Genomic DNA, 13,228 nt, shown 5'->3' on the forward strand with positions numbered 1-13,228 from the left:
GACAGGCCCGGCCCCGTTTGAACGGCCGGTCCCGCATCCCCTATAATCGGGAGCCGGGGGTGCGGCGGCGTGATCCAACTGGTCCAGGTCGGTAAGCGCTTCGGCCAGCGATGGGCGGTCCAGGACCTCACCTGCTCGGTGGAGCCAGGGGAGGTCCTCGGCTTTTTGGGGCCCAACGGGGCCGGCAAGAGCACCACCATGCGCATCGTCACCGGCTACATGCCTCCTACGACCGGGAGCGTCCGGGTGGCCGGCGTCGACGCCCTGGACGATCCCGTGCGCCTCAAGAGCCGGGTCGGCTACCTCCCCGAGATCCCCCCGTCTACGGCGAGATGACGGTGCGGGGCTACCTGCTCTTCGTGGCCGAGATGCGACGGGTGCCGCGACACCGGCGCCGCCGCCACGTCGACGAGATCATGGGGCGGACCGGCGTCGCCGACGTGGCGCACCGGCTGGCGGGCCGGCTCTCCCGGGGCTACAAGCAGCGGGTGGGCCTGGCGGCCGCCCTGGTGGGGGAGCCGCCCGTGCTGGTGCTGGACGAGCCCACGGCAGGGATGGATCCCCGCCAGATCATCGAGATGCGCCAGCTCATCCGGAGCCTGGCCGGACGACACACCGTGCTGCTCAGTTCCCACATCCTGCCCGAGGTGGCCAGCACGTGCCAGCGGGTCCTGATCATCAACAAGGGCCGCCTGGTGGCGCAGGACACCCCCGACAACCTGTCCGCCCGGTTGGGTGGCCGACGGCACCTGAGGCTGGAGGTGAGGGGTGACCGTGAGGCCCTGGAGGCCGCGCTGGCCGAGGTGCCGGGCATCGTCGAGGTCCGGTGGCCGGGCGGGCCGGGCCAGGAGGGGACCGCGGTGGCAGAGCTCGACCTCGGTCCCGGCGGAGCCGATGGCGAGGCCGCCGGAGACGTCCGGGAGGCCATCTTCTTCGCGCTGGCGCGCCGGGGCTTGCCCATCCTGGAGATGCGCAGCCTCGACCGCAGCCTCGAAGACGTCTTCCTGGAGCTCGTCACCCACGAGGACCTGGAGCCCGACGCCAGGACCTGACGGGGGAAGGAGGAGGCAACGCCGATGGCCGTCTTCGCCATCTTCAAGCGGGAGCTCAAGAGCTACCTGGTCTCGCCGCTGGCCTACGCGGCCGGGGTCGTCTTCCTCGCCATCTCCGGCTACTTCTTCTCCGTCATCCTGCTGGCCACCCGCATCGCAGACCTGCGGCCGTACTTCCTCAACCTGGGCGTCATCCTGCTGCTGGTGACGCCGCTGTTGACGATGCGATCCCTGGCCGAGGAGCGCCAGAGCCACACCGACGAGCTGCTCATGACGCTGCCCGCCACGCCGGCCCAGATCGTGGTGGGCAAGTACCTGGCCACCCTGGCCCTCTATGCCGGGATGCTCGCGCTGACGGCCGTCTACCCCGCATTGCTGTACTGGCTCTCCGACCCTCCCGCCGGCCCCATCCTCTCGTCCTACCTGGGCGCGCTGCTCCTGGGGGGCACCTTCCTGGCCGTGGGCGTCTTCACCTCGTCGCTGACCGACAGCCAGATGGTCGCGGGGCTGCTCTGCTTCGGTCTCATCCTGTTGATGTGGGTCATCAACTGGCTGGCCTTCGCGATGACGGGGCCCGTTGCCGACGCGGCGCGCCAGCTGGCCGTCTTCGAGCGCTTCGACGACTTCACCAAGGGGCTCGTCGACTCGACGCACGTGCTCTTCTACGTGAGTGCCATCGCCATCTTGCTCTTCTTGAGCGTGCGGAGCCTCGAGCGGCGCACGTGGATGTGAGGGGGGGGCGCGCGATGCAAGAGTCCGAGCGCATCGGTGGGATCCAGCGGCTGACGCGAGCGGGTGCTCGCCTGCGGCTGGCGCGTGGGGCCAACGCCACGCTCTTCACCCTCTTCGTGGTGGGCATCGTGGTCCTCCTCAACGTCATGCTGGCCCAGCGCCCGCTGCGCCTCGACCTCTCGGCTGACAAGCGCTTCCAGCTCGCTCCGCAGAGTCGCCAGGCCCTCGACCGCCTGCGGCAGCCCGTCACCCTGTACGCCTTCGTCTTCGAGGGTACCGAGGAGGCCGAGCGCCTGGGCGATCTGTTGCGAGAGTACCGCCTGGCGTCGGACCGGGTGCGGGTGCGGATGGTGGACCCCGATCGTGAGCCGACCCTGGCCCAGAAGTACGAGGTGCGCGCCGCGGGCACGGTCGTCGTGGAGATGGGGAGCAACTACCGCAAGATCGAGCCCTTCAACCTGTTCACCTCGTCGCTGTACGGCGCGATGGAGTTCCGAGGGGAGCAGGCGGTGACCCGGGCGCTGCTGGAGCTGAGCGGCCTGGGCGGCAGCGTCGTCTACTTCCTGGAGGGCCACGGCGAGGGAAGCCCCTACGACGACTACTCGGAGCTGCGCGGCTATCTCGAAGGGGAGGGCTTCACGGTCAAGACCCTCAACCTCGCGCTGACCGACTCGGTGCCCGACGACGCACGGGTCGTGGTGGTGGCCGGACCTCGCACGGATCTGGCCGTCCAGGAGCGGGAGATGCTGGAGGCGTTCGTGCAGGAGCGCGGAGGGCGGCTGGCGCTCTGGCTCGACCCGCTGCCCAACCGGCAGCTCCCGCAGGTCGATGGGCTGCTGGCGACGCTGGGGGTCGAGCGCGTGCCGGGGGTCGTCGTGGACCCGGGCCGTGCTCTCTTCGGAGACGCGCTGAGCCCCGTGCCGGAGTTGCGGTGGCACGACGTGACGAGTCCCCTCATCCAGGCCAACGTGGGCGTGGTGTTGCCGGGCGCTCAGGCCCTTCGCGCGGCGTCGGGTGACCGCGTCACGGCCCTGATGGTGAGCACCGACCGCGCCTGGGCCGAGCGCGACGTGAGCGGCCAGCGCTGGCAACGTGACGGGGAGGACGTGGCGGGCCCCCTCGAGCTGGCCCTGGCCATCCAGCGGGAGGAGCCGGTGGCGCCAGCCACTGCCACGTCTGAGGCCACGTCGGCGGCGAGCGCGGACGAAGCGTCCGCCCAGCCGTCGGAGGGCGAGACGACCCGGGTCCCGGTCGCCGTCGTGGTGGGCAACTCCACCTTCGCCCGCAACGGCTCCTTCGCCTTCCAGGGCAACCGGGACTTCGCGGCCAACCTGATCACGTGGCTGGCCGGCCAGAGCGAGATGGTCACCATCCGGCCCACCACCACCCCGCTGCCCACGGTGCTCCTGACGGGCCGCCAGGCACGGGGCATCTTCTACGGCACCACCCTGGGCATGCCGCTGGCGGTGGTGGTGGCCGGCGTGCTGGTCTGGTGGCGGAGGCGAGGCCTGTGAGACGCTCGGTCTGGACCGTGGCCACCGGCGTCGTCTTCGTCGGGCTGCTGGCCGTCTGGGCAGTCTGGATGCGACCGGCCGGCTCCCGGCAAGCGCCGGGCACGACCGTCCTGGAGGTGGAGCCCGCCGAGGTGCAGGCGCTGGTGGTGGAGCACCGCGACGGCGTCACGGTGGAGATCCAGCGAGACGGCGACGGGTGGCGGATCGGGCGGCCGCGGCCGGTGCCGGCCAGCTCGTCGGCCGTCGACTCGCTGTTGCGGGCCCTGGCGCCCCTCGAGGCGCGCCGCGTCATCGCATCCGGACCGTCCGACGGGGAGGGCGACGGCACCGTGGATCCGGCCGCCTTCGGACTCGCTCCTCCTCAGGCGGTGTTGACGCTGACGCTGGCCGACGGGTCGAGCCGGCGGCTGCGGGTCGGGGACCCGACCCCCGTCTCCCAGGGCCTGCCGGCGTACTACGCGCAGGACGAGCGGAGCGGCGCCATCTATACCATCGACGCCTACGTGGCCGAGCAGATCACGGGCTCCTGGGAGAGCTTTCGGGAGCGCCGGTTGGTGCCGTTGGCGGTCGACGACGTCCGGCTGGTGCGGATCCGGCGGGACGGCGTGACGCTGGAGGCCCGGCGCGACCCTCAGGCCCCGGTCGCCGAGAGGCGGTGGAGGCTGATGGCTCCGTACCAGGCGCCCGGCGATACGCAGGCCATCGAGAGCGTGCTGCGGGATCTCGAGTTCGCCCGGATCGGCCGCTTCGTCGACGACGAGCCGTCGGCGGACGCGCTGGCCGGTTGGGGGCTCGCCTCGCCTCGAGCGGTCATCGAGGTGGAGTACGTCGCCTCGGAGCAGGCCGAGACGACCGCCACCGTCGTCGTGATGGTGGGCCACGAGGCCGACGAGGGCAGCCGCTACGTCAAGCTCGCCGGCAGCCCCTCCGTCTACACCCTCCCCCAGTCGGACCTGCAGGCGGCCCTCGAGGCGGCTGCCGATGACTGGGTCCGGCGCCGGGTGCTGGGTCTGGCCCGCTCCGAGATCCAGCGGATCTCCATCGGGATGGAGGGCCGCCCGGGCCCTTACACGCTGGAGCGAGACCCGCAGGGCGGCTGGAGGCTGGCGCCCCAGGGAGAGGCGTTGGAGACGGGCGAGGTCGAGTCGTGGCTGGACTCCCTGTGGCGGCTGCAGGCCGAGGGCGTCGCCGCGGTGGGGAGGGGGGCCCAACCTCCCCAGCGAAGTACGGGGGGCCAGGCCACCGTCATCGAGCTGACGGTCGCGGGCCATGACGGTGTCCCCGTGACCCGCCTGGTGATCCCGGTGCCCTTGCAGGCGGCGGCCGGGGACGGGGGCAGTGCGGCCCTGCGAAGGGTCTACGTGGAGCAGGGCCAGGACCGGCTGGTCTACGAGATCGCCGACGACGCGCTGAGGGGAATCGAGGGCGTCATCGCGAAATGGACGGCACCCGAGCAGGGAGCCGGCTCGTCGCCCTCCGCCAGTCGCTGAGCAAGGCCGTCCTGCCGTTGCGGGCCGTGCCCGCATGGCGGGACCTTCAGCCGGCGGAGGTGCTGATGCTGACAGCCACCTACGGGCAGGGACACATCCAGGCTGCCCGGGCCCTGGCGGAGGCCATGGCGGTGGTGCGTCCCGGCATCCGGACGGCCAGCATCGACTTCTTCGACCTGATCAATCCGGTCTTCAACGCCGCCACCCGCCTCGCCTACATCTACTCGGTGCGCAAGGCGCCGGTGCTGTGGCGGGAGTTTTACGAGCGCACGGCGCGCATCGACCCCGACTCCTTCCTGCAGCAGCGGCTGTACCACCTGGGGGAGTCGGCGCTGCGCCGCACCATCGAGGCGACGCAGGCCCGGGTCGTGGTCTCCACCCACCCGACGCCGGGCGGGGTGGTGGCCGAGCTCCATCGCGACGGCAAGCTTTGGCCCGAGCCCGCGTTGACGGCGACGGTCATCACCGACTACGTGCTCCACAGTCAGTGGGTGCATCCATCGACCGGCCTCTACCTGGCGTCGTGCCATGACGTCGCCGACGAATTGATGGCGCGGGGCATCCCCGCCAGCCGGATCGAGGTGACGGGCATCCCCATCCGGTCCGGCTTCCGCCGACCCGTCGATCGGGAGGCGGCTCGCGCCCGGTGGGGTCTGGATGCCGAGCGGCCCGTCGTGGTGATGCTCATCGGGGCTCACGGGATGATGCGGGGCGCGGTCGAGGCGTGCCGTAGGCTGGCGCGCCTGCCGGAGCCGCTCCAGCTGGTGGTCGTGGCCGGCTTCGACCGCCACCTGCAGGCCACCCTGGAGGCGGAGCTGGCCGGCTCGCCGCATCCGGTGCGGGTGCTGGGCTTCGTCGAAGAGGTGCCGGCGTTGATGGCGGCCAGTGACGTGCTGGTGACCAAGCCGGGCGGGCTGACGGTCTCGGAGGCCCTGGCCATGGGCACGTGCACCGTGGTCTACTCGCCCATCCCCGGCCAGGAGGAGGGCAACGCGGCGTACCTGCGACGCCACGACGCCGCGGAGGTGGCCGCGTCGCCCGCCGAGCTGGCCTTCGTCGTCGAGGGGCTGCTGCAGGCACCCGAGCGCCGGCGCCAGCTGGCGGAGCGTGCCCGCCAGCTGGGGCGCCCCGATGCCGCCACGGAGGCGGCCTCGCTCATCCTGGGGCGCGGCCTGCCGTGAGCGGCACGGGCCTCCTCCTGATGGGCCTGGCGGGTGCCTGGACCGCGCTGGCCGCTCTCTCGTACACCGTGGGCGCCGACGTCTGGTATCGGGGGCTGGGATGCGGCGTCATCCGGGAGGGGCCCGGTGCTGGCGGGCAGCTCGCGCTCACCTTCGACGACGGGCCCGACCCCGTCTGGACAGCCCGCATCGCCTCGGCCCTGGAGGCCTTCGGGGCCAGGGGCACCTTCTTCGTACTGGCATCGGGGGCCCGCCGGCATCCCGCCGTCGTGCGCAGGTTGCTGGAGGGGGGACACGAGGTCGCCCTCCATGGGTACGACCACCGTCCGCTGTGGCTGACGGGACCCCGCGAGAGCTGCCGGCGACTCTTCGAGGCCGTCGCCGTGCTGGAGAGCATCCTGGACGGCCAGCGGCCGCGCTTCTTCCGTCCTCCGTGGGGCCACTTCAACCTGGCGGCGGCTCGCTGCGCCCGGGAGTTGGGGCTGCGGCTGGTGCTGTGGTCGCACGCGCCTCCCGACTGGCGAGCGAGGACTCCCGCCGGGGAGCTGGCCCGGCACCTGCGGGAGGCCCTGCGCCCCGGCGCCATCGTGGACCTGCACGACGCGGGCCCCGGTGACCGTCCCCTCGTGCTGGCGGAGGTGCTGCCCGAGGCGCTGCAGCTCGGCCGGAGCCGGGGGCTGCGGTTCGTCACCCTGTCGCAGCTCCTGCACGACGATGGCGGGGCGGCGCCCCGACGGGCCCGTCCCATCCGGCAAGGGGAGGCCACCCACACGTGAGCCGGCCGACCCACGCGCGCGGCCGCGGAGCTCGGAGCCGATGGCGACACCTGATGGCGCGGGCCTGGTCCGGGTGGGAGTGGGCCTTCGCCAAGCTCTTTCGGCTCTACCAGGTGCCGGGGGCCGGCGACGGCGTGCTGAGTTTCGGTTTCCGCCGGTGGCGGGGCCCGGCCGTCCGGCTCGGAGACGGCACCGTGGTGCGGCGCGGCGACTGGGTCGCCGAGGTGCACATCACCAGCCCGCGGGTGCTGGCCCGAAGGGACGTGGCCAGCTCGTCACTGACCCGGCTGGTCTTCGTCCTCAGCGCGCAGATGCGCTCGGCGCTGCAGGCTCTGGCGCGCGAGATCGAGTCGGGCCGCCTGACGGTGCCCATCGTCGCGCTGTACGGCAAGACGCTGCTGCACCGGGGGGCTGCGAGGCTGGGCTTCGAGGTGCACGATCTGCCCGAGGGGATCGGCTCGCGGCTCCTGGCGGCCTACGAGCGCTGGCTGGTGAGTCTGTACCACCCACTGGCCCCCGGTGCGGGGGCGATGGGGGAGCGGGTCAAGATCGTCTGGCTCTCCACGGGGGCCCTGCTGCGGCGCTTCGGCGAGAGAGGGCCGACCATCGGCGACCGGACCGGGGCGCAGGCGGAGGCTCCTTCGTGGTATACTGCGCCAGGCAATCCAGGGGAGGGCACGCGACCGTGATCACCCTGACGGCAGAGGCGACCACCCAGTTGAGAAGGCTCCTGGCCGAGAAGAACCGGCCAGGGCTCTTCTTGCGGCTCTTCGTGCAGCCGGGGGGCTGCCGGGGCTTCTCTTACGGCATGGCCTTCGACGACGAGATGCGCGATGACGACGTGGTCGTCGAGCACGAGGGCGTGCGCATCGCGGTGGATCCCTTCAGCGCCCGGCTGCTGGAGGGCGCCCGCGTCGACTACACCGACGCCCTGATGGGCGGCGGCTTCACCATCACCAACCCCAACGCCGTCTCCACCTGCGGCTGCGGCCGCTCGTTTAGGACCCGGGGGGCCCGGGGCAATCCCCAGTCCTGCTGCCACTGACGGGTCACCCCGCGCCTGCGTCGAGCCCCGTGCGTCCGGCGACGCCCCATGTATACAGGTGGCGGCCCTTTCGCTGCCAGCGAAGGGGTGTTATAATGCATCGGAACGTTGCATGGATGCAAACCGCCTCAACACACGAAGCCGGGGGGAGTGCCCGTGTCGGCAACGGAGCTGACGCTGAAGCTGGCCGGTGAGGCCGGCCAAGGCGTCGAGTCGAGTGGAGCGGGCTTCGCCCGGGCGCTGCACCGCGCCGGGCTGCACGTCTTCACCTGGTCCGACTACATGTCCCGCATCCGAGGGGGCCACAACTCCTTCGCCATCCGGCTCAGCGCGCAGGGGCCCGTGGCGGCCCCGACCGACCGGGTGCACCTGCTGCTGGCCTTCGACGAGGCCAGTGTCGACGCCCACCTCTCCGAGATGGAGCCGGGCGGCGTCTTCCTGTTGGACGAGCCCCTGGCCAAGCTTGCGCCCAAGGTCGAGGGCGGCGGTGCCCAGGCGTTGGTCGCGCCCTTCACCCGTCTCGCCGAGGAGGCCGGCGGCAACAAGGTGATGGCCAACACCACGGCGCTCGGCATGGCAGCCGCTCTGATCGGCGTCGGCCTCGAGACCATCGAAGAGGTGATCCGGGAGAACTTCGGCCGTCGCAAGGGCTCGGGCGTGGCCGAGGCCAACTTGAGGGTCGCCCATGCCGGCTATGCCTTCGCCAGGGAGAACTGGCAGGGGCGCTTCCGTTGGACCCTGCCGGCGGCCCGGGTCGATGGGCGCCGCGCCATCCTCATCAACGGAAACCAGGCCCTGGGGCTCGGGGCCCTGGCGGGCGGCTGCCGCTTCATCGCCGCCTACCCCATGACGCCGGCGTCGTCGCTCTACGAGTGGCTGACCGCCCAGGCCAACCGCTACGGGGTCGTCTCCAAGCAGGCCGAGGACGAGATCGCCGCCATCGCGATGGCCATCGGGGCCGGCTATGCGGGGGTGCGGGCCATGACGGCCACCTCCGGCGGCGGCTTCTCGCTGATGGTGGAGGCGCTGGGGCTGGCCGGCATGGCCGAGGTGCCCGTGGTCGTGGTGCTGGCCCAGCGGCCGGGCCCCTCGACGGGCATGCCGACCCGGACGGGTCAGGGTGATCTCCTCTTCTCGCTGCACGCCTCCCAGGGGGAGTTCCCTCGCATCGTGCTGGCGCCGGGCTCGCAGGAGGAGTGCTACGAGGTGGGCGTACGGGCCTTCAACCTGGCCGAGCGCTATCAGTGCCCCGTCATCGTGCTGACCGACGGCTTCCTGGCCAGCAGCTTCAAGACATCGCCCGAGGCCAGCTTCGACATCACCGGGGTGGCCATCGATCGTGGCGAGTGGCTGTCGGCTGACGAGGTCAAGTCGTTGCAGGGCCCTTACGCCCGCTACAAGCTGACCCCATCGGGCATCTCGCCGCGTGCCCTGCCGGGGCTGCCCGGCGCCGTGCAGATGGCCTGCTCCGACGAGCATACCGAGCTGGGACACTTCGAGGACGAGGACGCCGACAACCGCATCGCCCAGCAGTCCAAGCGAATGCGCAAGCTGGAGGCGGCCAGGGCCGAGATGCGGCCGCCGGAGCGGTACGGGCCCGAGGAGGCCGAGATGACCCTGGTGGGCTGGGGGTCGTCCAAGGGCGCGCTGTACGAGGCCGTCGATCGCCTGGTGGCGGAGGGCGTCTCGGCCAACGCGTTGCACTTCGTCGACATTTACCCCTTCCCCCAGGCGGCTGTGCAGGCCATCGAAGGGGTGCGCTACATGGTCGTCGTGGAGGGCAACTACACGGGGCAGTTCGCCCGGCTGTTGCGCGCGGAGACGGGGCGCAAGGCCGACGAGATCATCACCCGCGACGACGGGCGCCCCATCACGCCGGGCTACATCCTGTCTCGCCTGGAGAGGGTGGCCGTCCATGCTGGACGCGAAGCTGTATAACAGCCCGGTCCGCCCGACCTGGTGCCCGGGTTGCGGTGACTTCGGCATCCTCAATGCGGTGAAGCAGGCGCTGTCCGAACTGGAGATCTACCCTCACGAGGTGGTCTTCGTCTCGGGCATCGGCTGCGGCAGCAAGCTGCCCGACTACATCCACGCCAACGGCTTCACCACCCTGCACGGGCGCGCGTTGCCGGTGGCGCAGGGCATCAAGCTGGCCAACCCCAAGCTGCACGTCATCGCCATCACGGGGGACGGCGACGGCTACGGTATCGGCGGCAACCACTTCCTGCACGCGCTGCGTCGCAACCCCAACATCACGCACATCGTCGAGAACAACATGGTCTACGGCCTGACCAAGGGGCAGACGGCGCCGACGTCGCAGCGTGGGTTCGTCAGCAGCACGACGCCGGATGGCTCCATCGAGAAGGCCGTCAATCCCCTCGCCCTGGCCATCGCGGGCGGCGCCTCCTTCGTGGCGCGCGGCTTCTCCGGCAATCCCAAGCACCTGGCCAGGCTCATCGCTCGGGCCATCCGCCACGAGGGGTACGCCCTGGTCGACGTGCTGCAGCCGTGCGTCATCTTCAACCGCATCAACACCTACGACTGGTACCGTGAGCGGGTCTACCTGCTCGACGACGACCCGTCGTACGATCCGTCCAACTACGAGGCGGCCTGGGAGAAGGCCCACGAGTGGGGCGAGCACATCCCGCTGGGGGTCATCTACGAGGTGACGGGCGAGCCCTCGTACGAGGCGCAGGTGCCGGCGCTCAAGGAAGGGCCCATCGCCACGCAGGAGCTGCGTCCCCTGAGCCTGGAGCAGGCCGAGACCCTGCTGGGGCAGTTCCGCTAGACGAGTCCCACGTCCCCCAAAACCGGCACGATCGGGGCCGGCCCCTCCAGAGCCGGCCCCGATCGCGCGCGGGGCATAAGGCGGGGCCCGGCGGAATAGCCAAGAGCCAGAGGTCGTCCAGCCAGGGAGAGGAGGGGCCCCTTGCACCCTCGGCGGGGCTTTTGGCTCAGGGCGACCATCGTCGCCACGATGCTGGCGGCACAGGCGTGGACGGCCGCGACGGTCGTGGCGGCGACGGGGCCCGCATCCACCGGCCCGATGATGGGGGTCTGCGCCGAAGCGGAGACGCTCGGCGTGCCGGGCCGCCCCGATCCGCCCGACGCCGTGCGGGAGCTGCAGCTCGGGCTGCGCCTGTTGGGACGGTTTGCCCACCCCATCACCGGCCTCTACGACGAACGGACCCGGGAGGCGCTCCGGCGCTTCCAGGCGGAGCACGGTCTGACGCCGGACGGGGTGGTGGGGCCCCGTACGTGGGAGGCGCTGGCCCGGGCCTACGAACAGGAGGCCGCCGGACTGGCCGCGACGCAACGGGCGGCACCGGGGTCGGCAGACGCCCGTCCGCTGCCCTCCCATCCGGACCGGCAGGCGGGCGGTTACTGGATCGTCATCGACACGACGGCCGTCGAGCTGACGCTCTACCAGGGCGAACAGGTGGTGCGTCGCTGGCCCGTCGCGGTGGGCAAGCCGTCCACCATCACCCCGGTGGGCGAGTGGCGGGTCATCCGCAAGGCTCGTGACTGGGGCGGCGGCTTCGGCACGCGCTGGCTGGGCCTCGACGTCCCCTGGGGCATCTACGGCATCCACGGCACCAACAAGCCCTGGTCCATCGGCACCCGCGCCAGTGGAGGGTGCATCCGCATGTTCAACGACGACGTGGAGCAGCTCTGGGACATGGTCCCCGAGGGGACACCGGTCACCATCGTGGGCGTGCTGCCCGAGGCCACGTGGGACAGCCCCATCGGGTCGGGGGCCTCGGGCTGGAACGTCCCCGTCCTGCAGTGGGCCCTTCGAGATCACGGGTTCGACGCCGGGCGGGCCGACGGCAAGATGGGCCCCCAGACCATGCAGGCCGTCGCCGAGGCGCAACGTCAGTGGGCGCTTCCCCCGGTGGCGGCGGCGACCCCGGACCTCTTCAGGGCCCTGGGGCTGAGAATGTAGGTGGGTGGCAGCGTGACGCGCCGGCGCATCGTATCGTGGTGGCCCGTCGTCGTGCTCGTGGCGGCCGCTCTGCTCGTCGGCTGGGGCATCGGCAGCCTGTACGATCCCGTCGTCTCGGCTCTCTCCCTGCCCCGATGGCCCTGGTGGGGGCCCCGGGTGCGGGTCGGCGAGCGGGAGTTTCGCCCGGACCTGCGCCCCCGACCGGACGTGACGATGGATCTGCAGGTGTGGGACGTCGACCAGCCCGCACGGCGCGAGGCCGGTGGATGGCCGCAGGTGCTGGCCGAGGGGATCGAGGCCTTCCGGGCACGCTACCCCAACGCCACGGTGCAGGTGAGGGTGCTGCCCTGGAGGGAGTACGCCCGGACCGTGGGCGAAGCCCTGCGGATGGGTCAGCTTCCCGACGTGCTGGGCACCCCCGACGCCATCTACCTCCTCGACGCGCGATGGCAGGTGCCCCTGCGCCGGTACATGGAGCCCCGGCTCCCCCGGGTACGCTCCCTGGCCATCATGCCCGGCGCCTGGGATCTCGTCACCCGGGAGGAGGAGTGGTGGGGGGTGCCGCGGTGGGTGGAGTGGCACGGCTGGCTCAAGAGGGCGGGCGCGGCGCCGGGGCGCGTCTGGGTGGACTCGGGGCATCCCCTCACCTGGCGCTACCTGGCCATGACCCTGACGCCGCCCTCCCCGGAGCCGGTCTGGCAACGCCAGCGGCTCGAGGCAGCCGCCGCCTGGATGGCCGCCGCGCCCCTCGGCGGGGGGAGGGTCCAAAGCGGCGTCCCCCTGCACCGGCCCGACCTGAGTCTGCTCGAGCCTCTCTACTCCGGGGAGGCGGACGCCGTGGGACCGGTCAGCGGGAGACTCCTGCGGCGGCTGGGTGCGTGGCCGTATCCGGCGTCGGCGACAGCCGACGTCTCCCTGGTCGCCGCTCCGGGCGACGTGGAGGAGGCGGGCCGGCTCCCCGGCCCCCTGCTGAGCGCCAGCGGCTACCTGGTGCTGGCCCGGCCTGGCGCCGATGACGTGCGGGTGCAGCTGGCCTTCGAACTGGCATGGCACCTGGCCCGCTGGACCGCCCGGGCCCTGGCCGGCTTCGAGGGCGTGGTGCCCGTCTGGAACCCGCAGTGGCAAGAACCCGCCTCTCGCCGGCAGCTCAGGGACGCACCGCCACCGGACGCCGTCCCCTGGTGGCACGGCCTCGCGCTGCCGCCGGGCATCGACGTGCTGCTGCAGACGCCGGCGGCCCCGGAGGGCCCTGGCGCATCCGGCGCCTCCTCGGGCGGCGGAGCGCCTCTGGCGGCACCGGGCCCGGCCGTGTGGGGCGCCAGACCGTGGCAGGAGCTGTCGCACGAGCTGGATGCCGTCCGGGAGGCGGCGGACCGGCTCGCGTCCGGACGGGCGGGGCTGGCAGTCTTCCTGAAGGAGGCCGCGTCCGGCGTGACGCCCACGCCCTCGGAGCCCGCGCCAGCGCAACCGTGAGCCCGTGACGGCGGGGCGC

At 72.1% G+C, this 13,228-nt stretch carries 13 protein-coding genes; all 13 read left to right on the plus strand.

From position 1 onward, the window contains the following. Window positions 1–69: 69 nt before the first annotated feature. The 13 genes from VLY81_RS03070 (at window position 70) to VLY81_RS03130 (ending at window position 13,209) form a co-directional block, all read left to right on the plus strand. Window positions 70–336 (plus strand): ATP-binding cassette domain-containing protein, encoded by a 267-nt coding sequence (locus VLY81_RS03070; protein WP_324669555.1) that lies wholly within the window; start codon window positions 70–72, stop codon window positions 334–336. After that, on the plus strand, window positions 333–1,052 hold the full coding sequence (locus VLY81_RS03075) for an ABC transporter ATP-binding protein (protein WP_324669556.1): 720 nt from the start codon (window positions 333–335) through the stop codon (window positions 1,050–1,052). Before VLY81_RS03070 ends, VLY81_RS03075 begins: the two co-directional genes overlap by 4 nt. Before the next feature lie 24 nt (window positions 1,053–1,076). Then, window positions 1,077–1,784 (plus strand): ABC transporter permease, encoded by a 708-nt coding sequence (locus VLY81_RS03080; protein ID WP_324669557.1) that lies wholly within the window; start codon window positions 1,077–1,079, stop codon window positions 1,782–1,784. 14 nt (window positions 1,785–1,798) lie between these two features. Then, window positions 1,799–3,298: a GldG family protein gene (locus VLY81_RS03085; RefSeq protein WP_324669558.1), complete on the plus strand. Its 1,500-nt coding sequence runs from the start codon at window positions 1,799–1,801 to the stop codon at window positions 3,296–3,298. Further along, a complete protein-coding gene (locus VLY81_RS03090; RefSeq protein ID WP_324669559.1) occupies window positions 3,295–4,788 on the plus strand; it encodes a DUF4340 domain-containing protein in 1,494 nt (497 codons plus the stop codon). Before VLY81_RS03085 ends, VLY81_RS03090 begins: the two co-directional genes overlap by 4 nt. Then, window positions 4,737–5,969, plus strand: coding sequence for an MGDG synthase family glycosyltransferase (locus VLY81_RS03095; protein ID WP_324669561.1), 1,233 nt, complete (start codon window positions 4,737–4,739; stop codon window positions 5,967–5,969). Before VLY81_RS03090 ends, VLY81_RS03095 begins: the two co-directional genes overlap by 52 nt. Further along, window positions 5,966–6,745 (plus strand): polysaccharide deacetylase family protein, encoded by a 780-nt coding sequence (locus tag VLY81_RS03100; protein ID WP_324669562.1) that lies wholly within the window; start codon window positions 5,966–5,968, stop codon window positions 6,743–6,745. Before VLY81_RS03095 ends, VLY81_RS03100 begins: the two co-directional genes overlap by 4 nt. After that, complete coding sequence (locus VLY81_RS03105; RefSeq protein WP_324669563.1) at window positions 6,742–7,434, plus strand: YkoP family protein; 693 nt, start codon at window positions 6,742–6,744, stop codon at window positions 7,432–7,434. The genes VLY81_RS03100 and VLY81_RS03105 overlap by 4 nt, the downstream gene beginning before the upstream one ends. Beyond that, complete coding sequence (gene erpA, locus VLY81_RS03110) at window positions 7,431–7,790, plus strand: iron-sulfur cluster insertion protein ErpA (RefSeq protein ID WP_324669564.1); 360 nt, start codon at window positions 7,431–7,433, stop codon at window positions 7,788–7,790. Before VLY81_RS03105 ends, erpA begins: the two co-directional genes overlap by 4 nt. Before the next feature lie 156 nt (window positions 7,791–7,946). Further along, complete coding sequence (locus tag VLY81_RS03115) at window positions 7,947–9,728, plus strand: 2-oxoacid:acceptor oxidoreductase subunit alpha (protein ID WP_324669565.1); 1,782 nt, start codon at window positions 7,947–7,949, stop codon at window positions 9,726–9,728. After that, window positions 9,706–10,578, plus strand: a complete 873-nt coding sequence (locus tag VLY81_RS03120) for a 2-oxoacid:ferredoxin oxidoreductase subunit beta (RefSeq protein WP_324669566.1) — start codon at window positions 9,706–9,708, stop codon at window positions 10,576–10,578. The genes VLY81_RS03115 and VLY81_RS03120 overlap by 23 nt, the downstream gene beginning before the upstream one ends. A gap of 189 nt (window positions 10,579–10,767) precedes the next feature. Next, window positions 10,768–11,736: a L,D-transpeptidase family protein gene (locus VLY81_RS03125; RefSeq protein ID WP_324669567.1), complete on the plus strand. Its 969-nt coding sequence runs from the start codon at window positions 10,768–10,770 to the stop codon at window positions 11,734–11,736. A gap of 12 nt (window positions 11,737–11,748) precedes the next feature. Then, window positions 11,749–13,209, plus strand: a complete 1,461-nt coding sequence (locus VLY81_RS03130) for a hypothetical protein (RefSeq protein WP_324669568.1) — start codon at window positions 11,749–11,751, stop codon at window positions 13,207–13,209. Window positions 13,210–13,228: the final 19 nt, after the last annotated feature.

Origin of the sequence: Limnochorda sp. LNt (assembly GCF_035593265.1) — a bacterium.
GTDB classification, from domain to species: domain Bacteria; phylum Bacillota; class Limnochordia; order Limnochordales; family Geochordaceae; genus Geochorda; species Geochorda subterranea.

Excerpts from the sequence above, each read along its gene's own strand:
- VLY81_RS03095 (WP_324669561.1), top strand. The coding sequence starts at position 4,737 with ATGGACGGCACCCGAGCAGGGAGCCGGCTCGTCGCCCTCCGCCAGTCG.
- VLY81_RS03075 (WP_324669556.1), top strand. The coding sequence starts at position 333 with ATGACGGTGCGGGGCTACCTGCTCTTCGTGGCCGAGATGCGACGGGTG.
- VLY81_RS03080 (WP_324669557.1), top strand. The coding sequence starts at position 1,077 with ATGGCCGTCTTCGCCATCTTCAAGCGGGAGCTCAAGAGCTACCTGGTC.
- VLY81_RS03085 (WP_324669558.1), top strand. The coding sequence starts at position 1,799 with ATGCAAGAGTCCGAGCGCATCGGTGGGATCCAGCGGCTGACGCGAGCG.
- VLY81_RS03125 (WP_324669567.1), top strand. The coding sequence starts at position 10,768 with ATGCTGGCGGCACAGGCGTGGACGGCCGCGACGGTCGTGGCGGCGACG.
- VLY81_RS03120 (WP_324669566.1), top strand. The coding sequence starts at position 9,706 with ATGCTGGACGCGAAGCTGTATAACAGCCCGGTCCGCCCGACCTGGTGC.